The organism is Ruegeria sp. BI7 (assembly GCF_056537925.1).
Window position 1 is genome coordinate 787,171 of the sequence record NZ_JBQFSK010000001.1, and the last position, 26,805, is coordinate 813,975.

General features: G+C 57.9%; 26 protein-coding genes. 17 read left to right on the forward strand and 9 right to left on the reverse strand.

The genetic code is table 11. From position 1 onward, the window contains the following. From ACR0JB_RS03900 to ACR0JB_RS03910, 3 genes are read left to right on the forward strand one after another with little or no spacing between them, the layout of a single operon-like run. Positions 1 to 1,083, forward strand: a complete 1,083-nt coding sequence (locus ACR0JB_RS03900; protein ID WP_480789689.1) for a hypothetical protein — start codon at positions 1 to 3, stop codon at positions 1,081 to 1,083. Then, complete coding sequence (locus ACR0JB_RS03905) at positions 1,080 to 3,143, forward strand: glycosyltransferase (protein ID WP_480789690.1); 2,064 nt, start codon at positions 1,080 to 1,082, stop codon at positions 3,141 to 3,143. Before ACR0JB_RS03900 ends, ACR0JB_RS03905 begins: the two co-directional genes overlap by 4 nt. Then, on the forward strand, positions 3,140 to 3,616 hold the full coding sequence (locus tag ACR0JB_RS03910; protein WP_170393784.1) for a hypothetical protein: 477 nt from the start codon (positions 3,140 to 3,142) through the stop codon (positions 3,614 to 3,616). The genes ACR0JB_RS03905 and ACR0JB_RS03910 overlap by 4 nt, the downstream gene beginning before the upstream one ends. Positions 3,617 to 3,656: 40 nt before the next feature. Here ACR0JB_RS03910 and ACR0JB_RS03915 read toward each other — a convergent pair whose 3' ends face one another. Further along, on the reverse strand, positions 3,657 to 4,364 hold the full coding sequence (locus ACR0JB_RS03915) for an SDR family oxidoreductase (protein WP_170393786.1): 708 nt from the start codon (positions 4,362 to 4,364) through the stop codon (positions 3,657 to 3,659). 113 nt (positions 4,365 to 4,477) lie between these two features. On the opposite strand from ACR0JB_RS03915, the gene gcvA reads away from it, so the two are divergent. Then, positions 4,478 to 5,416 carry a transcriptional regulator GcvA gene (gcvA, locus tag ACR0JB_RS03920; RefSeq protein WP_170393788.1) on the forward strand — a complete coding sequence of 313 codons (939 nt, stop codon included), beginning with the start codon at positions 4,478 to 4,480 and terminating at the stop codon, positions 5,414 to 5,416. A 66-nt stretch (positions 5,417 to 5,482) separates the two neighbouring features. Further along, entirely contained in the window at positions 5,483 to 6,094 is a 612-nt protein-coding gene (locus tag ACR0JB_RS03925; protein ID WP_170393790.1) for a YrbL family protein, read from the forward strand. Between the two features lies 1 nt (position 6,095). Here the strand turns inward: ACR0JB_RS03925 and ACR0JB_RS03930 are convergent, their stop codons facing one another. Further along, entirely contained in the window at positions 6,096 to 6,965 is an 870-nt protein-coding gene (locus tag ACR0JB_RS03930; RefSeq protein WP_480789691.1) for a LysR family transcriptional regulator, read from the reverse strand. A 166-nt stretch (positions 6,966 to 7,131) separates the two neighbouring features. On the opposite strand from ACR0JB_RS03930, the gene ACR0JB_RS03935 reads away from it, so the two are divergent. Both ACR0JB_RS03935 and ACR0JB_RS03940 read left to right on the forward strand, forming a co-directional pair. Then, positions 7,132 to 7,380, forward strand: coding sequence for a hypothetical protein (locus tag ACR0JB_RS03935; protein ID WP_170393794.1), 249 nt, complete (start codon positions 7,132 to 7,134; stop codon positions 7,378 to 7,380). Positions 7,381 to 7,424: 44 nt separating this feature from the next. Then, complete coding sequence (locus ACR0JB_RS03940) at positions 7,425 to 8,429, forward strand: GlxA family transcriptional regulator (RefSeq protein ID WP_170393796.1); 1,005 nt, start codon at positions 7,425 to 7,427, stop codon at positions 8,427 to 8,429. Between the two features lie 8 nt (positions 8,430 to 8,437). Here the strand turns inward: ACR0JB_RS03940 and ACR0JB_RS03945 are convergent, their stop codons facing one another. From ACR0JB_RS03945 to ACR0JB_RS03965, 5 genes are all read right to left on the reverse strand, one after another. Then, positions 8,438 to 8,998 (reverse strand): sarcosine oxidase subunit gamma, encoded by a 561-nt coding sequence (locus ACR0JB_RS03945; protein ID WP_170393798.1) that lies wholly within the window; start codon positions 8,996 to 8,998, stop codon positions 8,438 to 8,440. Next, on the reverse strand, positions 8,991 to 11,936 hold the full coding sequence (locus ACR0JB_RS03950) for a sarcosine oxidase subunit alpha family protein (protein WP_480789692.1): 2,946 nt from the start codon (positions 11,934 to 11,936) through the stop codon (positions 8,991 to 8,993). Before ACR0JB_RS03950 ends, ACR0JB_RS03945 begins: the two co-directional genes overlap by 8 nt. Continuing rightward, complete coding sequence (locus ACR0JB_RS03955) at positions 11,933 to 12,220, reverse strand: sarcosine oxidase subunit delta (protein ID WP_170393802.1); 288 nt, start codon at positions 12,218 to 12,220, stop codon at positions 11,933 to 11,935. The genes ACR0JB_RS03950 and ACR0JB_RS03955 overlap by 4 nt, the downstream gene beginning before the upstream one ends. Positions 12,221 to 12,232: 12 nt before the next feature. Beyond that, positions 12,233 to 13,483, reverse strand: coding sequence for a sarcosine oxidase subunit beta family protein (locus ACR0JB_RS03960; protein ID WP_170348499.1), 1,251 nt, complete (start codon positions 13,481 to 13,483; stop codon positions 12,233 to 12,235). A gap of 84 nt (positions 13,484 to 13,567) precedes the next feature. After that, positions 13,568 to 14,425, reverse strand: coding sequence for a LysR family transcriptional regulator (locus ACR0JB_RS03965; protein WP_480789693.1), 858 nt, complete (start codon positions 14,423 to 14,425; stop codon positions 13,568 to 13,570). A gap of 107 nt (positions 14,426 to 14,532) precedes the next feature. Here ACR0JB_RS03965 and ACR0JB_RS03970 point away from each other — a divergent pair, with 107 nt between their 5' ends. Genes ACR0JB_RS03970 through ACR0JB_RS03995 form a run of 6 tightly spaced genes read left to right on the forward strand, consistent with a single transcriptional unit; the run spans position 14,533 to position 20,218 of the window. Further along, positions 14,533 to 15,132 (forward strand): amino acid synthesis family protein, encoded by a 600-nt coding sequence (locus tag ACR0JB_RS03970; RefSeq protein ID WP_170505080.1) that lies wholly within the window; start codon positions 14,533 to 14,535, stop codon positions 15,130 to 15,132. Then, on the forward strand, positions 15,104 to 15,883 hold the full coding sequence (locus ACR0JB_RS03975; RefSeq protein ID WP_480643729.1) for an alpha/beta fold hydrolase: 780 nt from the start codon (positions 15,104 to 15,106) through the stop codon (positions 15,881 to 15,883). Before ACR0JB_RS03970 ends, ACR0JB_RS03975 begins: the two co-directional genes overlap by 29 nt. Then, positions 15,880 to 16,788, forward strand: a complete 909-nt coding sequence (locus ACR0JB_RS03980; protein ID WP_170358163.1) for a flavin reductase family protein — start codon at positions 15,880 to 15,882, stop codon at positions 16,786 to 16,788. Before ACR0JB_RS03975 ends, ACR0JB_RS03980 begins: the two co-directional genes overlap by 4 nt. Positions 16,789 to 16,800: 12 nt before the next feature. Then, entirely contained in the window at positions 16,801 to 17,835 is a 1,035-nt protein-coding gene (locus ACR0JB_RS03985) for an LLM class flavin-dependent oxidoreductase (protein WP_170505086.1), read from the forward strand. Positions 17,836 to 17,843: 8 nt separating this feature from the next. Further along, positions 17,844 to 19,322, forward strand: coding sequence for an aldehyde dehydrogenase (locus ACR0JB_RS03990; RefSeq protein WP_170505089.1), 1,479 nt, complete (start codon positions 17,844 to 17,846; stop codon positions 19,320 to 19,322). 29 nt (positions 19,323 to 19,351) lie between these two features. Then, positions 19,352 to 20,218 (forward strand): urea carboxylase-associated family protein, encoded by an 867-nt coding sequence (locus ACR0JB_RS03995; protein WP_480643730.1) that lies wholly within the window; start codon positions 19,352 to 19,354, stop codon positions 20,216 to 20,218. Here ACR0JB_RS03995 and argE read toward each other — a convergent pair. Continuing rightward, on the reverse strand, positions 20,215 to 21,372 hold the full coding sequence (gene argE, locus ACR0JB_RS04000) for an acetylornithine deacetylase (protein ID WP_170505341.1): 1,158 nt from the start codon (positions 21,370 to 21,372) through the stop codon (positions 20,215 to 20,217). The two genes, ACR0JB_RS03995 and argE, sit on opposite strands and share 4 nt — an antisense overlap. Next, positions 21,369 to 22,553, reverse strand: coding sequence for a M24 family metallopeptidase (locus ACR0JB_RS04005; RefSeq protein WP_170393813.1), 1,185 nt, complete (start codon positions 22,551 to 22,553; stop codon positions 21,369 to 21,371). The genes argE and ACR0JB_RS04005 overlap by 4 nt, the downstream gene beginning before the upstream one ends. 85 nt (positions 22,554 to 22,638) lie before the next feature. On the opposite strand from ACR0JB_RS04005, the gene ACR0JB_RS04010 reads away from it, so the two are divergent. The 4 genes from ACR0JB_RS04010 (at position 22,639) to ACR0JB_RS04025 (ending at position 26,769) form a co-directional block, all read left to right on the forward strand. Next, the gene (locus ACR0JB_RS04010; protein ID WP_170394323.1) at positions 22,639 to 23,682 is read left to right on the forward strand and encodes a pyridoxal-phosphate dependent enzyme; all 1,044 of its coding nucleotides are present in this window, start codon (positions 22,639 to 22,641) and stop codon (positions 23,680 to 23,682) included. Continuing rightward, positions 23,679 to 24,824, forward strand: coding sequence for a M24 family metallopeptidase (locus ACR0JB_RS04015; RefSeq protein WP_170393815.1), 1,146 nt, complete (start codon positions 23,679 to 23,681; stop codon positions 24,822 to 24,824). The genes ACR0JB_RS04010 and ACR0JB_RS04015 overlap by 4 nt, the downstream gene beginning before the upstream one ends. After that, positions 24,821 to 25,531 (forward strand): maleate cis-trans isomerase family protein, encoded by a 711-nt coding sequence (locus tag ACR0JB_RS04020; RefSeq protein WP_170505099.1) that lies wholly within the window; start codon positions 24,821 to 24,823, stop codon positions 25,529 to 25,531. Before ACR0JB_RS04015 ends, ACR0JB_RS04020 begins: the two co-directional genes overlap by 4 nt. A 146-nt stretch (positions 25,532 to 25,677) precedes the next feature. Then, positions 25,678 to 26,769: an ABC transporter ATP-binding protein gene (locus ACR0JB_RS04025; RefSeq protein WP_170348510.1), complete on the forward strand. Its 1,092-nt coding sequence runs from the start codon at positions 25,678 to 25,680 to the stop codon at positions 26,767 to 26,769. Positions 26,770 to 26,805: the final 36 nt, after the last annotated feature.

A 26,805-nucleotide genomic window follows, 5' to 3' on the forward strand; every position in this document is an offset into this window, starting at 1 on the left:
ATGTCGGCGCTTGAGGCCATCAATTGCTCAGCGCGTCCAAAGATCGCCTACATCATTGAATCGCGGTTTTCCGGTGGAACGTCAGCAGCGGTTGCGGCCGAACTGCGGGTGGCTGTGGACTTTGGAACGCTAGAGGTGCACGCGATAACTTCGCGAACTTTTGGTGAAAATCAATATGTTGCGCCGGCACTGCGGCAGGTGTTGGACCAATTGCATATCCCGCTGATTTGGGATGTACCGCGTATTAGTGCAGATTACGTGATCCTGCACAATCCATCGTTTCTAAAGTTCAACGAGGCACTGAACACCAAAATTTTTGCCCGTGATCTGATCGTGGTGACGCATGAAAATTTCTTGCGTCCGGGCGGCGAGGAAGGGTTCGACGTTTCCGGCTGCCTGAACCAGATTGAGGCGTCATCTTTTGTGCTGAGGCGAACCCTGGCACCGATTTCACCCCATAATCGCAAGACCGTGAACGATTGGTTGGACAGCTCGCGCTTGGCAAGGCAGTGGAGGGTTCGGGACACCGACTGGTTCAACATCTGCCATACGGATGTAAGTCTTCCGTGCGAAAAGCCACAGGACCGTCGGGGCAGGCATTCACGACCGGGGTTTGAAAAGTTCCCATCGCTTTCCGACCTCGACATGTGCTTTCCCGAGCATTCTCAAAGCAATGTAATTCTGGGTGCTGATGCCATGCTGAACGCGGGTATTCTTCGGGCCCATTGGACCTTGCTGCCTTTTGACGCCATTAGTGTGGACGAGTTCTTTGGAATGATCGATTTCTACGTCTATTTTACAGCGCCGACCTGGCAAGAGAGCTTTGGTCGCGTCGTGACCGAAGCGCTGGCCGCTGGCAAAGTGGTTCTTACCAATCCGGAAACCGGGGCAAATTTCGGCGATGGTGTCCTTACGTGTCATCCGGGCGACGTGGACCGGGTCATATCTGATCTGGTCGCTGACCCGCAACGATATCATGAACAGGTCTCACGGTCGCAAAAGGTGCTGGAGCGTTATTCGGCAGAGAGTTTCAGGGCAATGTTGTCAAATGTCCTGACCGCAGACAGCGGGGTTATGAAATGATTTTTATCGAGGCCGGCACGCGCTCGCTGCGGACCTTTGATGCGCAATTGATCTTTGCCGATCAGCTGACCGCACGCGGTTTCAACGTGTGTATCGATGCCGAATACTTGCCGAAAGACGCGGGTCGCGGCCGGGTTTACGATGCTGCCAAGTTTTTGGTCGATCCGGGCGAGCATGAGGTCGAAAGGGTATTTGTGCTTGGCGCCGAGGAGATTGATGATCTTCTTCTTGCGTCCCTGCGGCAAAGGCAACTGGCGGCAAACGTACCAGTGGTTGCCACGGGCCGTTTCGAAACGCAGCAAAGTTATATCGGTGCAAAGGCGCGTCTGGCATATGCCCTTGGGCGTGAAGCCACGGTGTTGGACCTTGCGGACTTCCAGCCGCGCTTGATGCTACCTTCGGCGGCCTGTCCCTTGGTCGCCGACATTCGGCCAACGGCCCGTTCTGCGGTCGAAAAGCCAAATGTTGCCGTGGTCTTGGGGTCCATGGAACTTGACGCGCCCGAGACGCTCTCTTGCTTGGCCCGGATGAGCAATCGCAGTGACTATACTCTGCAACTTATCGTCAACGGGGCGCAGAACAAGGTGATCAATGAGTCGCCCTTCTACGATTTGCCTACCATTCTGTATACAGATCTTTCAGCCCGCATCCTGGCAAATACGACAGACGTCTTAGTGATGTTTGGTCATGGTGTCGCCGGGGTTCGCATGGCCGCGCTTGCAGTCGAACTGATCGCCACTGCTGGGGTCGCGATAGATTGCACGGATGATGAGGCCATTGTGTCCTCTGGCGCCCCGGCTTTGATCGGGCCTAAAACGCCGCTTGCGCTGGACGGGTACCTCACAGGAAAGATACTTGAAAACCTTGCCGGGGTGGCTGAACAGGCGACAAAATCCCAGTGGCTGCATTCGGTGGACATTTCCCGTTTGGAAAAGGCAGCAGACCTAAAGCCCCAAAAACGGGAACCTATTCGAACGGCACAGCGAACAGTGTTTTTTCCAACCAACGGGGTTGGATTGGGGCACGCTCAGCGATGCGCTATCATTGCCAAAGAATTGCCGGATGATGTGGCCCCGATTTTTGCGGCCTTTCCCAGCTGCGTTCCACTTGTGCGCCGCGAAGGCATGGACAGTATCCCTCTGGTTCAGCGGACTGAAGTATCAGCCAACTTTAATGGCAACGATATCCTGACTTACCGCCGACTTGGCGCAGCGCTGCAGGAAAATGACAGGTTGGTGTTTGACGGCGGCTATGTCTTTGATTCCGTCTACCGAACGATCCTTGAGCGCAACTTGTCGGCGGTTTGGATACGGCGTGGGTTGTGGCCTGATGGGCGGTCCAGGCCAAGAATGCTCCAGCGTGAGGCCGTATTCGACAAGGTCATAGTGCCATCCGAAGCCTTTGAAGAGCTAAACGACACCTACAGTTACGGCGATCACGTTCGAAACGTTGGCCCGATCTTTCGCCATGTGGTTCAGTCGGGTGATGAACGCCAAGGACTTAGGGGTCGGCTGGCTGAACGGTTTGGGCGTGAGTTTGATCATCTGGTTGTCAGCATGTTAGGCGGCGGCGTGGCGTCGGACCGGTCAGCGCAACTTCAGGCAATTTCCGGGATGCTTGAGGACCGGTCAGATTGTTTGCACCTTGTCGTAACCTGGCCGGGCAGTAAGGTTCAGCCGGCCACCTTCGGTTGGTCAAATACTCACGTCGTTCAGACCTTTGAGGCCACAACCCTTTGCCTGGCCGCGGATTTGGTCATTTCGGCGGCCGGATATAATTCTGTTCTCGAAATCCTTTACAATAAGATTCCGGCAATCCTGATCCCCCAATCAGCACCGTATCTGGACAATCAGGAACGACGCGCCCAGGCGTTGGCTGACCGTGACCTGTGCGCGATCATCACCGAAAAAGAGTTCATGAAACTCGAGCGAACGGTTTCAGACTGCCTGGATCAAGGTGATCTGGAGGTCTATCGGACCGCATTGAATAAAATTGAATTGCCAGAACCGGGGGCGGCGAAAGCGGCCGAAATCATTGCAGAGGCCAAGTACAGAAAATGACAGATATTTCATGGTACGATATCCTAAGCAGAACGACGCCAAAACGGCCGGTTCAATTGGATGACCTGATCTCTGGCGATCAAGGACCCAAGCCGCACGGGATTGTTGTATTTCCTGAAATGAGCCTGATTCCTTCCGTTGCGCTTTGGGAGCGGGATGAGGGCGGGCCAACGCATATCGGTGTTCGGATCGTGAGCCCCATGAAATCAGTGTACAATGTAGCGAGATTTCTTGCTGCAGCTGCGTTGGAGCGCGAGGTGTATCCGGTCATTCTAAGCCGCATAGATTACAGCGGATTTGAGCAGTTCGGCTTCCGCGTTGAGCGCGTACCGGATGAACCGATGGCTGCGCAGTTCGCTGAAGAAGAGATCCGAAAATTCTGGGATCTGGCGATCATTATCGACGGCGACGATATCGGGCTTTGGGCCGGTCAAAAGGCTCAGTCCCAGAGCCCGGCGGATAACAGCAAATGACCGTACAGTGTTATGAGCCGGGGCAGGGCGGTCGCCGGTGTTACACCGACCGTGTCAGCCCACCGTCTACTCGGATGTTCTGGCCGGTGATATATGCTCCACCGTCCGACGCTAGAAAAGCTACGGTTGCTGCGATTTCGTCATAGGCCTTGCCATATCGTTCCATCGGAATACGGGCCTTCCAGTCCGGGTTTTCCGGCAGGCTGTCAATGAAGCCCGGCAGCACGTTGTTCATGCGCACATTGTCAGTCGCATGTTTGTCCGCGAACAATTTGGTGTAGGCTGCCTGACCCGCCCGCATCACACCAGACGTTGGAAACACCGGGTCGGGTTCGAACGCCGCGAAGGTCGAGATGTTGATGATTGCTCCGGACTTTTGGTCGATCATGATCGGGGCGATGATCCGCGTGGCCCTTACCGCGTTGAGGAAATAGACCTCAAGCCCTTCGTGCCAGTCGTCATCACTGATCTCAAGAACCGGGGCGCGGGGGCCGTGACCAGCTGAATTCACCAACACATCAACGCGACCCCAGCGGTCCATGGTCATGTCCACCAACCTTTGCATGTCTGCGCTGGATCTGTTGGTGCCGGTCAAGCCGATGCCGCCCAATTCAGTCGCCAAAGCTTCGCCTTTACCCGATGATGACAGGATGGCGACGTTGAACCCATCAGCTGCCAAACGACGGGCGCTTTCCGCGCCCATGCCGCTGCCGCCGCCCATGATGATTGCGACTTTGTTGTCCGACATGTTGCACCTCATTGTGTCTACTTAGGATGAAAAATGGCGTCAGCGGTGGCGTTTGACCAATCAGTAATTCTGCCTTAACCTTGTAGAAAATCTATCGTGTTGAATCCCTAACCATGCGTAATTTACCCCCCTTGAACGCGTTAAAGGCTTTTGAAGCGTCCGGGCGCCATCTGAACTTCAGTCGGGCCGCTGATGAGTTGGGCGTCACGCAAGGCGCTGTGGCCCAACAGGTGCGGTCGCTTGAGGAAATATTGCAAATCAAACTGTTCCACAGGCAGGCCAGAGGGCTGTCCCTGACTGATGAGGGTCGGGCTTACCTTGCACCGATCCGTCGCGCTTTTGATATGATGGCCGAGGCAACGGAGAACTTATCACCGCAAGACGTTGTTGCCACGATCAGTTCAACCCCTTCTTTTGCTACACGGTGGTTGGTGCCGAGATTGGGGTATTTCGCACAGGATCATCCCGATATCCGGCTACGTCTGGATGCGTCGAACACGCTGGCGAATTTCCAGACGGACGGGGTCGATATTGCGATCCGGCAGGGTAAGCCACCGTTTGGTCCGGGATTGGTCTCCGTGCCTTTGTTTTCTGCAGAGTTGATCGCTGTCTGCCATCCTGATCTCGCGTCAGGGCATAGCCCCATTCAGTCGCCTGCAGACCTGATCAACCATGTTCTGCTCGAAGACACCCATGGCCAGTGGCCTCTGTTTCTGGAGGCCGCTTTGGGAGAGGTGCCTGTATCCGGGCTAAAGACGATGGCGTTCAGCCAGACTTCGCTGGCCATCGATGCAGCAATCGCCGGGCAGGGCATCGCGCTGGCCAACCGGGAATTTGTCGCTGGGGACCTTGAGGCCGGGCGCTTGTGCCAACCCGTTTCTTTTGCAACCCCGGTGCAAGAAGGGTACCACGTCGTCACCCAACGCACGCCCAGACAGGCAAAGGTCGCCGAGGCGGTTCGGAACTGGTTGATCAAACAGGTTCAGGAAGCGTCATCGCCAGTTCAGGCTGAAACAAAGGTGAATTGTCACGGAAATCAGAACGCCCTATGAAGGGCACTGATTTTAGCACTAAGTGCCCCTGCGGCGCACGTTTCTCATGATTGGGACCTGACAGACATGATTGACCTAAGCGGCCACACCCCGCTGCGCGAAAGCCGCAACTACAAGATTTTCCAACACCCTGAAATTGAAGGCGCGTTGTTGAAAGTTCGGGTGGATGAACCTATTCGACATCATACGATTCCGCGATATGCGGCCTGGCGCTATGGCAATCTGCGGCAGTGGAATCGAGAAGCGAACGAATATCTGGCCGCGTTGAATCGCGGCTGCCCGGAAATCGAACGCCTCGCGCGGTTCATGGGGTATGCGCCGACGTCGCAAGGCCCGGCATTGGTTGTTGAAAAACTGACCGGTTCAGATGGTGGGCTTGCGCCGACCCTGCAATCCGAAAAGCGTGCGGTTGCGTCGGACAAGGAGGCGCGCCAACGGCTGCATGATGAGTTCATGGAACTGATGGACGATCTCAAAAAAGGGCAGATCATTGTCGGTGACATGGGGTTTGAAAACATCGTCCGCGCGCAGGAACGCGGCGGAAAGCTGGTCATCATCGACGGGCTAGGGGAACGGGTGATGTTCCCGCTTGTTTTGTTCAGCAAGTTGGCGTTTCACAAGTCGATCGAACGTCGCCGGGAACGTATGTCCAAAGCGTTCAACCTCGGGGCGAGTTAACTTAGCCTGCGCTGGTCACAGGCATCGTGGTCTCAACCTCTTTGCGGATTTCCTGAATGAGAGCTATTGCAGCCGGGTTTCGGCGCTTTAGATGCGTGCGCGCGACAAAGGCGATACGGGGCGGGACAGGGAATAGCTTGTCGATGATTTCCATGTCCGAAGTGATGTGCATACCGTTCAACAATGCGACACCCAAACCCGACCGCACCGCCGATTGGATGCCCGCCGCACTCGGGCACTCCAGAACGTTATCGAACTGGTGCAGCTTTCGTCCCATGCCCCATTGTTTGTAAAAACATTGGCTATCGAAGGATAGAAATGGCACGGGTGAGGATAAATCCAAGTGAAATTCCGGCGATTTGACCCAGTGCAGCGTGTCTTCAAACAGGATCAAATCGTCAGGCAGAATGTCCTGACGAAAGATCTGCATCACCGCCACATCCAGCTCTCCGGCTTTCAACCAGGTCTGCACGTTTAGGCTTTGACTGGTGCGGGTGCGGACACGAATGTCAGGGTACAACCGCGTGAAACGACCCACAATTCGGGCGATGTCGCTTGTGGCGGTGTCCTCGGTCATGCCCAGGCGGATGGTTCCGGTCAGAGGTTTCTTGCCCAAAGATGACAACGCTTCGTCATGCAAATCAGTGATCCGGCGTGCATAGTCGCACAGCCGTTGACCGGCTTCGGTAAACAAGGGGCCACCGGCGCGGCGGGCCAGCAAGTTACAATCCAACGTCTGCTCTAGCCGACGAATTTTGTGGCTGACCGCAGATTGAGACAACGCCAGATGTTCCGCCGCGCGGGTCACGCCACCATGTGCAGCAATGGCCAGCAAGGCGCGTAGGGCGTCAATTTCTAGGCGTTCGTTCATGTGCCGCCATATGACAAAATAAGATCACAGAATGACAATCATTCATTTGAGTCACATGATAACCTTGGTCTAGTCACAGGAAAAGACAAAACGTCAAAGGCCCAAAATGACATTTTTTATCACTAAGCCCGCTCCGATAAACCGCATGACAGGACAGGGGTGAAGCATGGAAAAACTCGAAACCTCGCGTCGCAGTCTGACTACGGTGTTTGAAATCACCGGGTCCGTGTTGGCGATGGCCTATGCCTTGCTGATCGCCTCGAATATCGGGGCGGAGTTGTTGGGTTTTACGCTTCTGCTATTGTCGTCGGGTCTGTTCGCAGCCTGGGCTGTAATCGACCGTCGCTGGACATTTCTGTTGCTACAGGGGTTTTACGCAACATCAGCCATCATCGGGTTGATCCGCTGGGCTTGAAACTTCGCTTAGGGCAACGGCGGATTTCCTGCTAGGACAGGTCCATGCGGACTGAAAACAGAATCGAGATCGGCTTTTTGCTGTTTGATGGCTTTCCCATGGCATGCCTGACCTCGGTGATCGAGCCGCTGCGGGCGGCCAATGAAATCGCGGGGCAAGAAGCGTTCCTCTGGTCGCTGATTTCCGAGAATGGCCAAAAGGTCCAATCCAGTGCAGGTGTCGGATTCGAAGCCGAGCGATCTCTGGCAGCCTGCAAGGACATTGACATTATTTTCCTTCTCAGCAGTCCGACTTCGGTCTTCGACAACCCGAGTTTTGGCAACGGTGCCCTGCGCAGTCTAGGCCGCCACGGGACGGTTCTGGGCGGGATCAGCGCAGGTGTTTTTCCGTTGGTTCGGTCGGGTGTCATGCAGGGTCATCCGGTGTCGGTTCATTGGTGTTATGAGGCCGCGTTCAAAGCTGAATTCCCTGACATGGATGCCCGCAGTGAAGTGATCGTCAGAGATGCGAGTCGAACAACCGTTTCGGGTGCGGCGGCAGGGTTTGATCTGGCATTGCATCTTATTCAGGATAGGCTGGGTGGGGACGTCGCACATGAAGTCGCCTGTTGGTTCCAGCACCCGATGATGCGCGGCGCCGGTGTTCAACAGCAGGTGCCCAGAGCAACTGCGCCCGACACGGGCGATAACCTGCCGCCTCTGGTTTCCCGCAGTGTTGCGTTGTTCGCTGCGCATATGAGCGAGCCGATTTCCGTGGCAGAGGTGGCGCAGCAGATGGGGGTGACGCCCCGACAGATCGAACGGGCTTTCAAACAGGCAACCAGTCAAAGTCCCAGCCACTATTACCGCGCCATGCGCATGAAGGCGGCGCGGCAGATGGTGGTTTATACCAAGGACCCGATCCCCCAGATCGCCTCAGCCGTCGGGTACGGTTCGGTCGCGCCTCTGGTGACGCATTATCGGGCGGCCTTCGGACTAAGCCCCAGCGAAGATCGCCGCAGAATCAACCGTTTTCGCGTTGAAGATAACGCGCCGCTCCCGTCGGTCTGACCGATGGATCAAAGTGCCGAGCGCATCGCCGTCAAAAGGGCATGATGCAGTGAACCGGCCGAGGATCGTGGACCGTAGAAACTGAAGCTCTCGGGTGCACGGCCCAGAACAAAACAACCGATATGATGGATCGAACAGCGCGCCGCGCTGCCTGGGTCAAGCTTGCGCAGATCAAGCTGGCACAGGAGTTCCAGAACCGCAGGAATATGATCTCCGTTCAGGTCGAACCGCGTCCAGCCGTCCGTTTGCTCGGTGACCGAGGCGGCATCTCCCATGGCGGTTTTGACCTGTTCGGCAAGCGCTTCGTGGGTGTCAAAGGGGGCCTCAATCATCCATTGATCGGGGCCGGCCCAGAACGCGCTGATCGTTGTACCCGCCCAGCGACCAATATCGGGGGTGGGGGCATCGATCAACTTGGCCAGAGAAGTGGCGGCTTTGTCTTCCTGCCCCATTCGGGCCGCGACCGAGGCTAGCGCCACGCCGGGCACTTCGGTACATGTGACACCTCCGACGGTGTCCACGTGTGGGTCAGTCCCGCCCAGGGCGGTTATCGCAACAAGATCATGCACGTAGACGCTCTCCTTCAGGGTCGACGAAATGGGCCGAGACAAGTTCCACCTCGACAGTCAGGTCAGTCAGCGGCGAGACCAGACGCATTTTCTCGCCCAGCCGCTCAGCCCCGTTTTTCACAAGGCCTAGACCGATATTGCTGTTGAGGATCGGCGAGTAGACAGCCGAAGTGACATACCCCTGATCATGCGCCGCATCGACCGGGCCTTCGCTGTTCATCAGATGCCCGCCTGCTGTGACCTTATCTTCGGGTTGCAGAGGTTTGATCCCGACAAGTCGCAGGACATCCGGCTCGACCAGAGCCTCGCGTTCGGACAGGACCGAGCCGATGCTGTCTTTCTTCTTCGACACCATTTTACCCAAGCCAAGGTTCAATGCCGTGGTGGTGCCGTTCAGTTCACTTCCGGCAGCATGGCCCTTTTCAACCCGCATCACGCCCAGCGCTTCGGTGCCATAGGGGGTGACGTCAAATTCCTCACCCTCGGCCATCAGCCGCCGCATCAGCGCGTCGCCATAACGTGAGGGCACCGCGATTTCATAGGCCAGCTCGCCCGAGAACGAGATCCGGAACAGCCGCGCCCGTAGCCCACCGCAGACGGTGACGTTGCCGCATGCCATGAACGGGAAGGCGTCGTTCGAGAGATCAAACTCTGGGTCCACGATCTTTTGCAGCAGTTTGCGCGAATTGGGTCCGGCCACGGCGTATTGTGCCCAGGCTTCGGTGGTAGAAATCAGTTGCACATCCATGTTCGGATACAGGCACTGGCGCGCAAATTCCATGTGACGATAGACACTTACAGCGTTCGCCGTGGTTGTGGTGACAACGAAGTGATCCTCGGCCATCCGCGCGGCGGTGCCGTCATCCATGACCATCCCGTCTTCGCGCAGCATCAGGCCGTACCGGGTTTTTCCAACCGCCAGCTTGGCAAAGCCGTTGGCGTAGATGCGGTTCAGAAACTCGGCCGCATCGGTGCCTTGCACGTCGATCTTGCCCAGCGTCGTACAATCGCACACCCCGACTGAGGCGCGGGTTTGACGCACCTCACGGTCCACCGATTGCCGCCAATGGGTTTCACCGGGCAGGGGGAACCACTGCGCGCGCAGCCAGTTGCCAACCTCGACAAACACCGCGCCGCGTTCCTTGGCCCAATAGTGCGAGGGCGTCAGGCGGGTCGGGTGGAATTCCTGCCCCTTCATCCGGCCCGCAAAGGTGCCAATCGGCACGGGCGAATAGGGCGGGCGGAAGATGGTGGTTCCGACTTCGGGGATCGATTTGCCAGCCACCTCGGCCATGATCGCAAGGCCGGTGATATTCGAGGTCTTGCCCTGATCCGTCGCCATGCCCAGTGTTGTATAGCGTTTCAGATGCTCGACCGAGCGGAACCCTTCCTGATAGCTGAGCTTGACGTCCTTGACTGTCACGTCGTTCTGCTGATCCACCCAGGCGCGCTTGCATCCTTGCACATACCAGAATGGCGTTTGCGAGACCGGAGCATCCTCTGCTTCGGGCAAGTCGGGCAGGGCACCTGTCAGTTCCAGCGCGTTGGCCGCGCCTTCCGCACCGGATTGCAGGGCGCCATGTGTCGACATCAACCCGTTTGCCGCCCCGGCAACAGACATGCCAATGGGCAGGTTATCACCGGGCGCAAAAGCGGCCAAAGCGTCATCCCAGATCGGGCGTCCGCGCTGGTGACATGTCATATGCACGTTCGGGTTCCAGCCGCCGGACACGCCCAGCGCCCCGCTTTCCAGAGTACGGGTTGAGCCGTCAGCCAAGGCGACCTCGACAAAGGTCAGCCCGTGGCGGCCTTTGGTATCAATGACTTGTGCGCCTTTCAGGACCTCATAATCATAGCAGGTAGGTGCGTCCTCGCGCACATCCACGACGGCAGTGATTGTGACGCCCTTGGCATGCAGATCGGCTGCGGTGCGATGGCCGTCATCATTGTTGGTAAAGATCGCCACACGTTGCGACGCGGTGGCAGCGAACCGGTTGGCATAGGTTCGCAATGCGCTGGCCATCATGATGCCGGGCCGGTCGTTGTTTTCGAACGCGATGGGGCGCTCCGTGGCTCCGGCACAAAGCAGTGCTTTTTGAGTGTAAATACGCCATAGGATCTGACGGGGTTTGCCCACTGGTAGGGTGGCTAAATGATCCCCAGTCCGCTCCACGGCTCCATAGACGCCATGATCGAACGCGCCGATCACTGTGGTGCGCGGCATCAGTCGGACGTTGGGCAAAGACGATAGCTCTGCAACCGCTTGAGCCGCCCAGTTCGGGGCGCTGTGGTCACCCAGCGCATAGGTCTCGCTGTTTAGACGTCCGCCAAGGGTGAAATCCTCATCCGCCAGAATAACGTCTGCCCCGGCACGTCCTGCGGTCAGGGCAGCCATCAGGCCAGATGGTCCAGCGCCGATGATCAGCAGATCGCAGTGACGGAACCCTTTGTCATATTCATCCGGGTCAGCCTCTTGCGACAACGATCCCAAACCGGCGGCGCGGCGGATCATCGGTTCGTAGAGTTTTTCCCAGAACGCGGCAGGCCACATGAAGGTCTTGTAGTAAAACCCTGCCGACAGGAAGTTCGAGAACATATCGTTCACGGCCAGCGCGTCGAATTTCAGGCTGGGCCAGCGGTTCTGCGAATTCGCCTCAAGCCCGTCGAACATTTCAATCGTTGTGGCGCGGGTGTTGGGTTCCTTGCGGGCACCGGTGCGCAGTTCGACCATGCCGTTGGGTTCTTCGGATCCGGCGGTCAGCAGCCCGCGCGGGCGATGGTATTTGAACGACCGCCCGATCAGCCGCACGTCATTGGCCAGCAAGGCCGAGGCCAGAGTATCGCCGGGATGCGCGGTATAGTTGCGCCCGTCAAATTTGAAGGACAAAGAGGTGTTGCGGTCGATCTGGCCGCCATTCAGCCGGTTTGTCTGCGTCATTTGGATCGCCCCCGTGCGCGGGCCACGTCGCGGGCCAGTTCCACCTTTGAAATCTCATGCGTCAGCGTGTTGCGCGTTACGACCAGCCAGGATCGGTCTCCGGCCTCGTGATACCACAGTTCCTGATGCTCACCGGCCGGGTTGTCGCGGACATAGCCGTATTCATAGAACGCCTCAGCTGCGTTTTCAGACTGCCAGTCCGGGCGGTCGATCAGCGACGCGTCACCCAGATAGGTGAATTCCGAGGCATCGCGCGGACCCAAAAGGGGATGGTTGATAATCATTGTACAGTCCCCTCAGTGCAGATTGGGCTGGTTGCCCACGCCTTTTTCGTCGATCATCCGGCCCGTCTGGAACCGGTCGAGGCGGTAGGCGGTGGCTACCGGGTGCGGCTCGTCCTTCGCCAACAGATGCGCAAAGCAATGGCCCGAGGCCGGGGTTGCCTTGAACCCGCCGTAACACCAACCGCCGTTGAAATAGAGCCCCTCGACCGGCGTACGGTCGATGATGGGCGAGCCATCCATCGACATGTCCATCACACCGCCCCACATTCGCAAAAGGCGGGCGCGGCCGATCATGGGCATCAGGGCCACGCCGCCTTCACAAACATCCTCGACCACGGGCAAGTTGCCGCGTTGGGCGTAGGTGTTATAGCCGTCGATATCACCGCCAAAGACCAGCCCTCCCTTATCGGATTGGCTGACATAGAAATGGCCCGCGCCAAAGGTGATGACACTGGGCAGAACTGGTTTCAGACCCTCGGACACAAACGCCTGCAAAACGTGGCTCTCGATGGGCAATCGCATTCCGGCCATTCCCATCACGCGGCCGGAACTGCCCGCAACCGCACAGCCCACTTTGTTCGCGCCGATGAAGCCCTTAGTCGTTTCAACGCCCAGGCATTTGCCATTCTCAATCCGCAGGCCTGTGACCTCGCAATTCTGGATGATGTCGACGCCGTGCAGGTCAGCCGATCGCGCAAACCCCCATGCCACCGCGTCATGACGAGCAGTACCCGCGCGGCGCTGAACCAAGCCGCCTTTGATCGGAAAGCGGGCATCGTCGAAATTCAGATAGGGATGTTCCTTACGAACCTGATCAGCGTCCAACAGTTCAGCGTCCGCACCGTTCAGGATCATCGCATTGCCGCGCCGCGTATAAGCATCTCGCTGACCGTCGGTGTGGAACAGGTTGATGATCCCGCGCTGGCTCATCATCGCGTTGTAGTTCAGGTCCTGTTCAAGCCCTTCCCACAGCTTCATTGAGAACTCGTAGAACGGTTCATTCCCGTCCAGCATATAGTTCGAGCGCACAATCGTCGTGTTCCGCCCCACATTGCCGCCGCCGATCCAACCTTTTTCGACCACCGCCACATTGCGCTGACCATAGACCTTGGACAGGTAGTGCGCTGTTGCCAGCCCATGACCACCACCGCCGATGACGATGATGTCGTAATGCGCCTTGGGTTCGGGCTCACGCCAGACCGGTTTCCACCCTTTGTGGCCGGTGAGCGCCTCTTTGATGACTCGGAAGCCGGAATATCGCATGAATCGGACCTTTTTCGCCAGAATTCACTAAAATAAGGCCCTTGGATATCCTCAGATGCGACATCCACTTGTTTGAATCAGACGTTAAATGCGACTTATCTCAGGCAGTGCGCCGGAAAACCAATCCAGAAATGCGTCTACCTCGGACGAGCGGCGTTGGACCGCCAGAAAATACCCTTCGGTTGCGGGGGCCGAAGCTTCGGTGGCACGTTTGACCCGACCGGTGCGCAATGCGTGTTCCGCGACCAAAGCGTTGACCAAAGCCACCCCGTTTCCGGTGGTGGCGAGTTGTAGAGCGAGACCGTAAGAATCCACGTAGAAGGTGGGGGTTGGGATTGTGTACCCAGTTGCCTCGGACCAGGACGACCAATTGCCGGATGTGCCGACCGCCTCGATCAAAGGCAGGTCCGGCAAGTCGCCGTCCAACTGGGGAGATTTCACCGCGATCAGGTCATTGGGCAACAGTTCGGTTGCGTCCCGACCCACCTGTTTTGCAGATCCGAACCGTATTTCGATGTCCGCGCGAGAGGCCGAGTATTCATCCGGCCAGATCGTGCTGACAAAACGCACGGATGTGTCCGGGTTTCGCGACCGGAAATGCGGCAACGCGGGGGATATCACCCATTCCAGCACGCTGACCGACGCCGCAACGGTAAGGTGACGCGCGCGTTCCTCGGCCAGATACGGTGACGCCGCCGAGTGCAGCATCTCCAGCGCGGCTTCGACCTGTGGCAGCAGCTTGCGGCCCTCGTCGGTCAACGACAGGCCACGCGCGTGGCGGTGAAACAACACCACACCCAACCGCGTTTCCAGCGATCTGATCTGTTGGCTGACGGCGGATTGCGTCAGGCCGATCTCATCAGCGGCTGCGGTGGAACTGAGCCGTCGTGCGGCGGCTTCGAACGATCTGAACCACGTGAGCGGGGGCAGGGTTTTGGGCATTTGTAACCTACATATTAGAGTCACTAATACCTAAGACCAAAGTTCTTTCGTTTGTCAAAGCAGCCCCTGGCCGAGGATAGTTTGCCAATCAATCACAGGGGGCGTTTGTGCAGCCAAATATTCGAAAAATCGTGACCTACGACGAAGAGGTTCTGGTTGAAGGGTTTCGCAAGGCAGACCGCCCATGGCGGATGTTCGCGGTGGCGGCTGTGGTCACCAACCCGTGGGCCGGACGTTATGTCGAGGACCTGAGGCCTGAGATTCTGCGCTTTGCCCCTGTTTTAGGTGAGGAACTGACCGGACGAATGATTGCGTTGGCTGGCAGCGGCGATGCAATCGAAGCCTATGGTAAGGCCGCTGTTGTCGGGCTGGACGGAGAGGTCGAGCATGCCTCGGGCCTGATCCACACGCTGCATTTCGGTAATCATTTCCGGCAGGCGGTTGGGGCGAAATCCTACCTGTCTTTCACCAATACCCGAGGGCCAGCCAACGCACCGATCATGGTGCCGCTGATGGACAAGAACGATGCCGGTCGCCGGTCGCATTATCTGACGCTGCAATTCGCCATTCCCGACGCACCGCGCGCTGATGAGGTTGTAATTGTGCTGGGCGGGGCGACGACGGGGCGTCCGCACCACCGGATCGGGGATCGTTATCAGGACTTGAAGGATTTGGGTCATGACGTGGACAACCCGGCCTCGGTCTAAGTTCGATGATCTGGCCGCGATTGACGTGGGCGAGGGGCCTCTGGTCGTGCTGTTGCACGGCGTCGGTCTGCGGGCCGAAGCATGGGGCGGGCAGATCGAGCCTTTGGTTTCTGCTGGGTATCGCGTGGTTTGCCCGGACATGCTGGGTCACGGGGAAACGCCATTTACCGCGTCAAGTGGACTGAATAGCTTCGCCGCGCCGATTGCCGCGTTGTTGAACGAGCCTGCGGTGCTGATCGGGCATTCGATGGGTGCGCTGATTGCGACGCAAATAGCGGCCTCGGACAATCGAAATGTCAAAGGGGTTGCGGCCCTGAACGCCATCTACAAGCGCTCTGACGCGGCGCGACAAGCGGTTTTGTCGCGGGCTCATGCGCTTGATGCGCAGCAGCCGAACGACGCCTCGGTCACTCTGCGCCGGTGGTTTGCAGAGAGTGCATTAACGGAACGCGACGCCTGCGCGCGATGGCTGCAAGAGGTCGATCCACGCGCCTATAAGGCGGCCTATACGGTCTTTGCCGAAAGCGACGGCCCGACCGAAGCGCAGTTGGCTGCGGTTACATGTCCGGCCATGTTTGTGACCGGCGCGGATGAGCCGAACTCGACCCCCGTTATGTCGCTACAGATGGCCAGCCTTGCACCAAAGGGGCGGGCAGAGATCATCCCCGGTGCAGCACACATGATGCCGATGACCCATGCGGCGCAGGTCAACGCCACGCTGTTGCCCTTTGTTCAGGAGTGCCTGACATGACCACGTTGGACCCACGCGCCCTGCGCGATGCCTTTGGCAGCTTCATGACCGGCGTGACAGTGGTGACCACCCGCGATGAAAATGGCGTGCCGGTTGGATTCACGGCAAACTCGTTTTCCTCGGTGTCTCTAGACCCGCCGCTGCTGCTGGTGTGCCCAGGCAAGTTCCTGTCCAGCTATGAAGTGTTCACCGATTGCCGTCATTTCGCCGTCAACATTCTGGCTGAAGGTCAGCAAGAGGTTTCGAACACTTTTGCAGGGTATAAAGGCGACCGGTTCGCGAAAGTTCCCCATCATAACGGCGAGCATGACTTGCCGCTGATTGACGGAGCGGTGGCGCAGTTTTGTTGCGAAACCCATCAGGCCATTCCGGCAGGCGATCATACCATCCTGATGGGCCGTGTGCTTGAATTCTCACACGTTGCAGGCGACGGATTAGGCTATGTGGGCGGATCGTATTTCAGCCTGGGTCTTGAGGCCGAAATGGACGCCAAAGTCCCAACGGTTTGCGGTGCGATTATTACTGCTGGCGACCAAGTGCTTCTGGAACGCCATGGCGCTGCGTTTCGCCCGGTTCAAGTCTCGGGTGCTGAGACTGGTGGTCAACGGAACAGGCTGGCGCAGGGGTTGTCGGAACGCGGTATCCATGCGCGGATCGAACAGGTTTATTCGTCGTTCAATGACGCCGAGACCAAGCTGCAATATACGTTTTTCCTGGCGTCAGCAGATCAGCCCTGCGCATCTACGAATGCCCAGTGGGTACCGGTTGCGAACCTGCCCAACCTGACCTTCGCCACCCAAGGCATTCACCACATGATGACCCGCTTTGCACGCGAGGTTCAGACCGGGGATTTCGCCTTGTATCTGGGCGACGCCGAACGCGGCGACATTCACAGTTTTCGCTAAAGGAGCCGATTGATGGAGTTTTCGCTGTTTGCCCATATGGAACGCCTGACGCCGGATCAGCCGCAAGACGTTCTGTATGACGAGTTCGTTAGTCTGGTGAAAATGGCCGATGAGGGCGGCATGCGCGCGGTTTGGACGGGCGAGCATCATGGCATGGAATTCACCATTGCGCCGAATCCGTTCCTGTCTCTGGTCGATCTGGCGCATCATACAAAGAATGTGCGCCTTGGCACGGGTACGGTGGTCGCGCCATTTTGGCATCCGATCAAGCTGGCCGGTGAGGCCGCAGCGGCAGATCAGATCACCAAGGGCCGGATCGAATTGGGCATTGCACGCGGGGCCTATTCCTTTGAATACGAGCGTCTGATGCCCGAGATGGACGCTTGGGAAGCCGGCCAAAGGATGCGAGAGTCTACGCCACTATTGCCGCAAATTTGGCGAGGGGACTGCGCGCATGATGGTGAGTTCTATACCTTCCCGGCCACGACTTCGGCCCCGAAACCGTTGCAGGATGGTGGCCCGCCTATATGGATCGCCGCTCGAGACCCGAACAGCCACGAGTTCGGCGTCCATAACGGATTTAACATTCAGGTCACGCCGCTGTGGCAGGGCATGGAGGAGATCGAAACGCTGATGGGCCGCTTCAACGATGCCTGCGACACCTATGCGGGGCCGCGTCCAAAGATCATGTTGCTGCATCACACCTATGTTGGAAAGGATGATGACGACGTGGCGCAGGGCATTCAGGATTTGCGGCGCTACTATAACTATTTCGGTGCGTGGTTCCTGAATAAACGACCAATCCAGCAGGGCTTGATCGAACCGATCACGCAGGCCGAAATGGACGCCAACCCGATGTATACCACCGAAAAGCTGGGCCGCGATCTGACCGTAGGAACCACGCAGCAGGTGATTGACCGGATCAAACGGTACGAGGATCTGGGATATGATGAATTTTCGTTCTGGGTCGACAGCGGCATGACCAACGAACGCAAACGCGCCTCTCTGGCGCGGTTCATCGACGACGTTATGCCAGCTTTTCAGTGAGGACCACCATGGGAAATCTTCCGCATTTTCAACTGTTCATTGATGGCAAATGGTCCGAAGGGTCAAACGCACAGGTCATGACATCAGAAAACCCAGCGACGGGGCAGGGATGGGCCACGTTCGCCTGTGCCTCGGCCGCGGATGTCGATCGCGCAGTTGCGGCTGCCAAACGCGTTCTGGACGATCCGGCGTGGCGGGATATGACGCAGACCGCACGAGGCAAGCTGTTGTACCGGCTGGCCGATCTGGTGGCCGAACATGCGACTAAGTTGGGTGAACTGGAGACGACCGATAGCGGCAAGCTGCTGGCGGAAACTTCGGCACAAACGGGTTATGTAGCGGACTACTACCGCTATTTCGCGGGTCTGGCGGATAAGGTCGAAGGAACGGTTCTGCCTATTGACAAGCCCGACATGCACGTCTTTACGACCCGCGAACCTATCGGAGTTGTTGCTGCCATCGTGCCATGGAACGCGCAGATGTTCCTGACGGCGACCAAATTGGGTCCGGCACTGGCGGCGGGGTGCTCGGTCGTTTTGAAGGCTTCAGAAATTGCGCCTGCGCCGATGCTGGAGTTTGCGCGGTTGATTGAACAGGCCGGGTTTCCACCCGGCGTCGTCTCGGTCATCACGGGTGACGCTGAAAACTGCGCCATTCCGCTGACCCGCCACCCGGATATTGACCGTATTGCCTTTACGGGTGGGCCAGAGACTGCGCGGCATGTGGTGCGCAACTCGGCCGAGAACTTTGCTGTCACCTCGTTGGAACTGGGGGGCAAATCCCCTATTCTGGTGTTTGAAGATGCCGATCTGGATGGCGCGGCCAATGGTCTAATTGCCGGGAACTTTGGCGCCTCGGGGCAGAGTTGCGTAGCAGGAACACGAGGTTTGGTGCATCGATCCACTCTGGAACCGCTGATCGAACGAATTGAGCAAAAGGCCAACGGCATCCGGCTGGGCGACCCGCTGCAGGCGGAAACGCATGTGGGGCCGCTTTGCACCGCAACTCAGGTGCGACGGATCGAGGAGACGCTGGCCAAAGCGCGCGGGCAGGGCGCGACGGTCCGCTTTGGGGGCGAGATCGCGGATCGACCGGGGAATTACATGAAGCCAACACTGGTTCAGTGCGCCTCGGCTGATACAGAAACGCTGAAGGTCGAAATGTTCGGGCCAGTGATGTCTCTGTTGCCGTTTGATACCGAGGATGAAGCGATCGCGCTGGCGAACAGCACACCTTATGGGCTGGGGTCAGGCGTGTTCACGCAGAATCTCGCGCGGGCGCATCGGGTGTCGAAACGGATCAGAGCAGGGATTTGCTGGGTCAATACGTATCGTGCGATCTCACCGATTGCGCCCTTTGGCGGGTTCAACCAATCGGGCTATGGGCGCGAGGCCGGGGTTGAGGCAATATTGGATTACACCAGAACCAAAACAACCTGGATCAACACCGCGCAGGAGCCGATGGCGAACCCGTTCATTATGCGCTAAGCCTGTGCAAAAGCATGGGGAGAGCGTTGATGAAACTGGTAAACCCGAACTTCGCGGCACCAACGGATGCAGATGACCGCAAGGCCATCCAACCGGTCATTTGCTACCCGCCCGAGACGTTGACGCAACCGGACCTGACCGCGTTGGCCAAACTGCGGCAGGGGGCCAGCAAGACCGCCGAGGCCATCGCAGCGCCACGTGATGCGGCCTGTATCGACGTACCCGCAGGCGCGTTTGTTCGGGTGTTGTCGGTCGATGGGCCGCAGGTCGGCGACCTGAACATGTGGAACAAGCACGACCTGTCCGAGCGGTTCTATTCCGGCAAAACCCGCGCTTTGCACGGCACCCATCTGTCGACCGGGGATCGCATGTGGTCGAGCTTTCCCAACATGCGCCCTATGGCGACTGTCGTCGATGATACGCTGGATTGGTACGGGTTCGACGCGTTCGGCGGTTCGGTCCATGACGTAATCGGCACGCGCTGCGATCCCTATACGGGGCGGTTGTTGTCCGGCGACGATTACCATTATTGCTGCCATTCCAACCTGACCCGTGCGCTGGCCAGCCATTGCAACCTGCCGCTGCACGAGGCCGAGATGCTGGTGCATGACGTCCTGAACGTGTTCATGTGCACCGGGTTCACCCGAGACACCGGGCAGTATTTCATGAAGGCAAGCCCGGTGCGCCCCGGCGACTATCTTGAGTTCTACGCCGAGATCGACTTGATCGTCGGTCTTTCGGCCTGTCCCGGAGGGGATTGTTCGTCGGAGCATTCCTCGGACGCTGCCGCCTGCTATCCGCTGGTGATGGAGGTCTATGATCCGGGCGAGGATGCGCGCGCCGCGCATGTGCAACCCGCGCGCTCGGCCTATAACCGCACACACGGAGCTGGTTAAGCGATCAGGCGGCGGCCCAGGCGGTTCAGCATTCGGCAGCACAGATCAAGCTGCTCGATCTCGACATACTCGTCCGCCTTGTGCGCTTGGGTGATTGAGCCCGGCCCGCAGACAATGGCGTGAACGCCCAGTTGCTGAAACAGACCGGCCTCGGTGGCAAAGGCGACGACGCCGGTGCCATTGGCACCGGTCAGTTCGGTCACCAGCTCGCGCGCGGCGTTTTCGTCCATGGGCTCAAGACCCTCAACCTCGGCCACGGCTTCCTGCGAGATGCTCGCCTCGGGGTGGACGGCCTGCATTTCGGGCAACAAGCTGTGTTTGACGTAATCCGACAGGGTGTTTCTGACCAGTTCGGCGTCGCTGGATTGTACAGGGCGCATTTCCCACGCGACCTCGGCTTTGCTCGCAATAACATTATGGGCAACACCGCCCGAGATCCGCCCGACATTGACCGTGGTCCAGGGTGGTTCAAACGGGCTGCCCTTTGGGGCGCGCGATTTCAAGATATGACGCAGTTCCAGCAGCTTTCCGATATAGCGCGCCGCGTATTCAGCCGCATTGACGCCGTCATCAGGGGCCGAACTATGCCCTTCAAGCCCGACGAAACTGGTGGTGTATTCGAAGCATCCCTTGTGCCCTTCGATCACGCGCATCTCGGTCGGTTCGCCGATGATGGCAATGTCTGGTACGATGCCGCGCTCGGATAGGTCACTGACAAGGTTCTGCGCGCCCAGACAGCCGGTTTCTTCGTCATAGGTAAAGGCGAAATGCAGCGGTTGGGTCAGCTTTCTTACGTCCAGCGTTTCGGCAAAAGCCAGCGCGGCGGCGATAAACCCTTTCATGTCACAGGTGCCGCGACCGTAGAGTTTACCGTCTCTCTCGGTCATCTCAAACGGGTTCGTTGTCCAGTCCTGATCGGCCACCGGAACCACATCCGTATGGCCTGACAGCAGGATGCCGCCCGCCATATCCGGGCCAAGCGTGGCAAAGACATTGGCCTTTTTCCCGGTCGCGTCCCGCGTTTCGATACAGCGCGCGCCCAAAGCCTCAAGGCGGTCGGTCAGATAGCGGATGATCTCAAGGTTGCTGTCAGCGGATACCGTTTCAAAGGCGATCAGATCGGCAAGGATTTCCGTGGTTCTTAATAGGGTCATGGCTTTACGAACAGTTTTCGGGGCCGGTTGCAAAAGCACTCCGCGGCTCCGGTCTCGGTGATCAGGATCGACTCGGTGATCTCAAGCCCCCAGTCGTCCATCCAGAGACCGGGCATGAAGTGGAAGGTCATGCCGGGTTCCAGAACGGTCTCATCCTCGGGGCGCAATGAGATTGTGCGCTCGCCCCAATCCGGCGGATAGCTGAGGCCAATCGGATAGCCGCACCGCGCACCGCGTTCGATTCCGGCGCGTTCCAAAGGGACAGCCAGAGCCAGTGCAATATCCCGCGCCTGATTGCCCGCGCGGGCAGCGTCCAGCCCGGCCTCTAGCCCTTCGACCAACGCCGCTTCGGCTCGCAGCAGATAATCGGGTGGTTGACCCAGAAAAACTGAGCGGCAGAAAGGCGTGTGGTAGCGGCGGTAACAGCCAGAGAGTTCAAAGAATGTGCATTCGCCGGATTTGAACGGCGCACCATCCCATGTCAGATGCGGGGCGGCAGCATCCGAGCCGGAAGGCAACAGCGGCACGATGGCGGCATAGTCCCCCCAATCCTCGCCCACACCCAGGATCGTATCGTGGTAAATCTGCGCGACCAGTTCGTTCTTACGTAGGCCGGGTTCGATCCGGTCAAGCACACCGTCGATAACATGTTCCGAGATCCGCGCGGCCTTGCGCATCAGGGCAATTTCTTCATCCGATTTCACCGCGCGTTGCCAATTCACCAGCCCATTCGCGTCGACCAGTTCGGCCTTCGGTAGTTCGGCCATCAAGGTCAGATGCGCCTTGGCCGAGTAATAGTAGTTGTCCAATTCGACACCGATCCGACCCGCTGACAGTCCACTGTCCCGGATCAAAGCCGCAAGGTCCTGCATCGGGTGGCGGACGGTCGATTGCACATAGTGATCCGCGTATCCGCGAATCCGATCGTCTTTCATCCAGACCGTGCGCCGCGCGCCGTTGGCGTCCTGATTGCGGCCCCACCAAATCGGGTCACGGTCATGCAGAACCAATACGCCCTGATGCACGTAGAATGACCAACCCTCATATCCCGTCAGCCATGTCATATTAGACGGGTCTTCAATGAACAGCGCATCCAGACCAGCTGCTGCCACGGCAGCACGCGTCTTTGCCAGCCGACGATCATACTCAGATGGGCTGAATGCCGGATTGGCATGGGCCATGGGACGCTCCTGTGGTGACCGAGTTTTGTTGACAGAACTTGACGAATCCGATCACGTCAATGGGCAACTCAGGAAAGACGCTCAATTGAAAATCACATCCAACCCTCATCGCGGCGGCCAGAAACTGATCGAGGCCGCGCCGTACCCTTCGACCAATGTCGCGCGCGCGTCAGAATTGATCGCACGCTGCCTGTCGGACAAAGAAACGCCTCTGACCGAAGTGAAGGGGTTGGCCGATGTCGCACACCTGTGGGCAAAGGATGAACGTGGTCGGATGGATCTGGGGTCGTTCAAAGCCTTGGGTGCGGCCTATGTCATCGCGCGCCACGCGGCGGATATCGCGGAAAACCCGGACGCCTCGACACTGGCTGGTCGGACCTATGTCACCGCCAGCGCAGGCAATCACGGCCTAAGCGTCGCGTCCGGTGCGAGCCGTTTCGGGGCCAATTCTGTCGTCTTTATCGCAGACACCGTACCAGAAAGCTTTGCCGAACGCCTGCGTGCGCAGGGTGCTGATGTTGTGCGCGAGGGCGTGGACTATGCCGCCAGCATGGAGGCCGCAAGTAAAGCAGCGCAGGATAACGGATGGATATTGCTGTCGGACAGTTCGTGGGAGGGGTATTACGAACTGCCGCATACTCTGATGGAGGGGTACCTGCAGATGGCCGCCGAAGCTGTGCGCCAATGCCCGCAAGTGCCGACCCATATCATGTTGCAGGCCGGTGTTGGTGGTTTGGCCGGAGCGGCCGCAGCCTATATGAGGACGGCTTGGGGACAAGAACCTCAGATCATCGTTGTCGAACCTGATGCAGCTCCGGCCTTGCAAGCCAGTATTGAGGCTGGCGCTTGCGTGTTCGCCGATGGTCCGGACAGCGTCATGGGGCGTCTCGATTGCAAGGAACCGTCTCTGATTGCCTTGAACGGATTGGCGAGGGATGCCGACAGTTTCCTGACGCTGACCGATGAACAGGTGACTGAACATCTTCCCGCAATGGCCGATGCTGGCATCGCTACAACGGCTTCGGGCGGGGCGGGGGTTGCCGCCGTGATGAATGCGGATGCGCGGGCGGGTCTGGGCATCGAACCAAATGCTCGTGTTCTGTGCATTATCTCAGAGATTGCCGAATGAGGGGCTTTGAAGCGTCCGAATTCCAGTCGCGGACCGAGCGTGCGCAACATCGGATGGCGCAAGAGGGGCTGTCGGCGCTGTTGCTGACCACAGAACCCGAGGTTCGCTATTTTACAGGATACCTGACCCGATTTTGGGAAAGCCCGACACGCCCGTGGTACCTGATCGTGCCCGCAACTGGCAAACCGATCGCTGTCATCCCCTCGATCGGGTCGGCATTGATGGCGACAACCTGGATCGAAGACATTCGCACCTGGAGCGCACCAGACTTGACCGACGATGGTGTTAGCCTGCTGGCCGACGCTTTGTTCGAAATCTGCCCTGCAGATGCGGTAATCGGTCTGCCGGATGGTCACGAAACCCATGCTCGCATGCCTTTGGCCGATCTTAACAGGTTGCAGGAAAGGTTGGGTTCCCGTCGTCTGGGCAGCGACGGAGGTATTCTCCGTGCGTTGCGAATGGTGAAATCCGAGGCAGAGATCGCCAAGATCGAAACCGCCTGCTCAATCGGGGGCAGGGCCTTTCAACGCGTGCCCGAGATCGCCGGAGAAGATGTTGCTTTGGACGAGGTGTTCCGCCGTTTTCAGATGCTGTGCCTTGAGGAAGGCGCGGATTGGGTGCCGTATCTGGCTGGCGGGGCCGAGCAGGGCGGGTATGCCGATGTGATTTCTCCAGCCCGTCCAACCGCATTGGTGCCGGGGGATGTTTTAATGCTGGACACGGGTTTGGTGTGGGACGGGTATTTTTGCGATTACGACCGAAATTGGTCGGTCGGGCAGGCGTCGGCGCAGGTGCGCGACGCTTATGCCACGTTGATCGAAGCATCAGATGCGGGGTTTGAAGCGGCACGCCCAGGCGCAACTGCAGCTGATCTGTTCCACGCAATGAACGCGATCTTGTCCCGAAACAGCGAAGACACCGGTGCAGGGAGGTTGGGACATGGCCTTGGCATGTCGTTGACGGAATGGCCTTCTCTGATCCCATCGGATCACACGGTATTGGAACCCGGGATGGTCCTGACATTAGAGCCAGGCATCGCCGTGGGCGATAAAATACTGGTCCACGAAGAAAATATCGTCATCACGCAAGGCGCACCGCGCTTTATCAGCCCAAGAGTCGGCCCGGAGTTGCCCCAGATATGAGCTATCTTCCCTATACGTTGGATGCGGATGATCCAGCTGCCTCACCAATGGGCCTGATCGTTTTGCAAACGGATGAGACCATTGAGCCAGAGTTCAATGCCTATTTCGCCGATCGAACCTATCCGATCTATGTCTCGCGTATTCCAAGTGGGACAGAAGTTACGACTGATACCTTGGCGCAAATGGAAAAGGCTTTGCCCGCAGCGGCGGATTTGCTGCCGAAAATTCGCCCCTACAAGGTGGTTGGATATGGATGCACATCCGCCAGTTCGGTCATCGGATCCAAACAGGTCGAGCGTATGGTGCAAGAGACCTGCAATACTGCCGTGGTCACCAACCCTTTGCGTGCCGCATCTGCTTGCGCGGCGCATTTGGGAGTCTCAAAATTCGCGCTGCTGTCGCCATATATACAAGATGTGAACGAACCATTACGTCGGGCATTCGCCGAAAACGGGGTTTCAATGGATGTTTTCGGCTCGTTCGGAGAGGCTGAAGAATCGAAAGTTGTGCGCATTTCGCGGCGCTCTGTGGTTGATGCAGCGCTCAAGCTTGGGGCTGATTCTTCGGTTGAAGCTATTTTTCTAAGCTGCACAAATCTAAGAACTTTTGATGCGATCCGTGAGATTCAGGAGCGGCTAGGAAAGCCGGTTTTGTCCAGCAATCAAAGCCTTGCGTGGCACATGCGGGAACTGAATTCGCATCATTGAAGGGGTAACCGTATCTAAAATTGTAGTGCTTCAAATATATTTTTGGTTGCACGGCGCGCCCTGCATGTCCTTAAATGTCCCCAATGGTCTTTGAGATCCGGATAAACCGGGCAACCAACAGACCGCACAGGGAGCCAAGTCGGTATATGTCCAATGACGCTGCGTTCGTCGAGTTTCAACGTGTCCAGAAGTCTTATGATGGTGAAATACTCGTTGTAAAAGATCTAAACCTCTCGTTACCAAAAGGTGAGTTTCTGACAATGTTGGGCCCGTCAGGGTCTGGCAAGACAACTTGCCTGATGATGTTGGCAGGGTTTGAAACCGCCACACATGGCGAGATCATGTTGGACGGGAAACCGATCAACAATATTCCCCCGCATAAACGTGGAATCGGGATGGTGTTCCAGAACTATGCCCTGTTTCCGCACATGACCGTGGCCGAAAACCTGTCCTTTCCTTTGGAAGTGCGGAAAATGGGCAAGGATCAGCGCGAGGAAAAGGTCAAGCGCGCGCTGGATATGGTTCAGATGGGGGCCTTTGGCAGCCGCCGCCCGGCGCAGCTTTCGGGTGGTCAGCAACAGCGTATCGCCTTGGCGCGGGCGCTGGTCTTCGAACCCGAATTGGTGCTGATGGACGAACCGCTGGGCGCGCTGGACAAACAGCTGCGCGAACATATGCAGTTTGAAATCACCCGACTGGCGCATGAGCTTGGGATCACCACGGTCTATGTGACACACGACCAGACCGAAGCGTTGACGATGTCGGACCGTGTCGCAGTGTTCGACGATGGGCGCATTCAGCAATTGGCCCCACCTGATCTTCTGTACGAAGAACCCGAAAATAGCTTCGTTGCGCAGTTTATTGGCGAAAACAATACGTTGGAAGGCGTTGTTAAATCCATCGACGGCGATTCATGCGTGGTGGCTTTGGACGATGGGTCTGAGATTGACGCCAAACCGGTAAACGTCCACAACCCGGGAGATCGGACCAAGGTTTCAATCCGTCCCGAACGGGTTGAGTTCAACAAAGACCGTCTGCACGCAGATGCGCATACGCTGAAGGCAACGGTCAAAGAATTCATCTATATGGGTGACGTGTTCCGTTTCCGCCTGTCTGTTGCGGGGAACGACGATTTCATCATCAAAACCCGAAACGCGCCGGATGCGGTAAAACTGCAGCCGGGCCAAGAGGTTGAAATCGGCTGGCTGGCCCATGACTGCCGGGCGCTTGACGCCTGAGCAGGGAAATACCCGCGCGCTCTGCCCGGACGCGCG

What these genes read in the sequence shown, in the direction of transcription:
- ACR0JB_RS03900 (WP_480789689.1), top strand. Translation starts at nt 1, where the DNA reads ATGTCGGCGCTTGAGGCCATCAATTGCTCAGCGCGTCCAAAGATCGCC.
- ACR0JB_RS03905 (WP_480789690.1), top strand. Translation starts at nt 1,080, where the DNA reads ATGATTTTTATCGAGGCCGGCACGCGCTCGCTGCGGACCTTTGATGCG.
- ACR0JB_RS03910 (WP_170393784.1), top strand. Translation starts at nt 3,140, where the DNA reads ATGACAGATATTTCATGGTACGATATCCTAAGCAGAACGACGCCAAAA.
- ACR0JB_RS03915 (WP_170393786.1), bottom strand. Translation starts at nt 4,364, where the DNA reads ATGTCGGACAACAAAGTCGCAATCATCATGGGCGGCGGCAGCGGCATG.
- gcvA (WP_170393788.1), top strand. Translation starts at nt 4,478, where the DNA reads ATGCGTAATTTACCCCCCTTGAACGCGTTAAAGGCTTTTGAAGCGTCC.
- ACR0JB_RS03925 (WP_170393790.1), top strand. Translation starts at nt 5,483, where the DNA reads ATGATTGACCTAAGCGGCCACACCCCGCTGCGCGAAAGCCGCAACTAC.
- ACR0JB_RS03930 (WP_480789691.1), bottom strand. Translation starts at nt 6,965, where the DNA reads ATGAACGAACGCCTAGAAATTGACGCCCTACGCGCCTTGCTGGCCATT.
- ACR0JB_RS03935 (WP_170393794.1), top strand. Translation starts at nt 7,132, where the DNA reads ATGGAAAAACTCGAAACCTCGCGTCGCAGTCTGACTACGGTGTTTGAA.
- ACR0JB_RS03940 (WP_170393796.1), top strand. Translation starts at nt 7,425, where the DNA reads ATGCGGACTGAAAACAGAATCGAGATCGGCTTTTTGCTGTTTGATGGC.
- ACR0JB_RS03950 (WP_480789692.1), bottom strand. Translation starts at nt 11,936, where the DNA reads ATGACGCAGACAAACCGGCTGAATGGCGGCCAGATCGACCGCAACACC.
- ACR0JB_RS03955 (WP_170393802.1), bottom strand. Translation starts at nt 12,220, where the DNA reads ATGATTATCAACCATCCCCTTTTGGGTCCGCGCGATGCCTCGGAATTC.
- ACR0JB_RS03960 (WP_170348499.1), bottom strand. Translation starts at nt 13,483, where the DNA reads ATGCGATATTCCGGCTTCCGAGTCATCAAAGAGGCGCTCACCGGCCAC.
- ACR0JB_RS03965 (WP_480789693.1), bottom strand. Translation starts at nt 14,425, where the DNA reads ATGCCCAAAACCCTGCCCCCGCTCACGTGGTTCAGATCGTTCGAAGCC.
- ACR0JB_RS03975 (WP_480643729.1), top strand. Translation starts at nt 15,104, where the DNA reads ATGACGTGGACAACCCGGCCTCGGTCTAAGTTCGATGATCTGGCCGCG.
- ACR0JB_RS03980 (WP_170358163.1), top strand. Translation starts at nt 15,880, where the DNA reads ATGACCACGTTGGACCCACGCGCCCTGCGCGATGCCTTTGGCAGCTTC.
- ACR0JB_RS03985 (WP_170505086.1), top strand. Translation starts at nt 16,801, where the DNA reads ATGGAGTTTTCGCTGTTTGCCCATATGGAACGCCTGACGCCGGATCAG.
- ACR0JB_RS03990 (WP_170505089.1), top strand. Translation starts at nt 17,844, where the DNA reads ATGGGAAATCTTCCGCATTTTCAACTGTTCATTGATGGCAAATGGTCC.
- ACR0JB_RS03995 (WP_480643730.1), top strand. Translation starts at nt 19,352, where the DNA reads ATGAAACTGGTAAACCCGAACTTCGCGGCACCAACGGATGCAGATGAC.
- argE (WP_170505341.1), bottom strand. Translation starts at nt 21,372, where the DNA reads ATGACCCTATTAAGAACCACGGAAATCCTTGCCGATCTGATCGCCTTT.
- ACR0JB_RS04005 (WP_170393813.1), bottom strand. Translation starts at nt 22,553, where the DNA reads ATGGCCCATGCCAATCCGGCATTCAGCCCATCTGAGTATGATCGTCGG.
- ACR0JB_RS04015 (WP_170393815.1), top strand. Translation starts at nt 23,679, where the DNA reads ATGAGGGGCTTTGAAGCGTCCGAATTCCAGTCGCGGACCGAGCGTGCG.
- ACR0JB_RS04020 (WP_170505099.1), top strand. Translation starts at nt 24,821, where the DNA reads ATGAGCTATCTTCCCTATACGTTGGATGCGGATGATCCAGCTGCCTCA.
- ACR0JB_RS04025 (WP_170348510.1), top strand. Translation starts at nt 25,678, where the DNA reads ATGTCCAATGACGCTGCGTTCGTCGAGTTTCAACGTGTCCAGAAGTCT.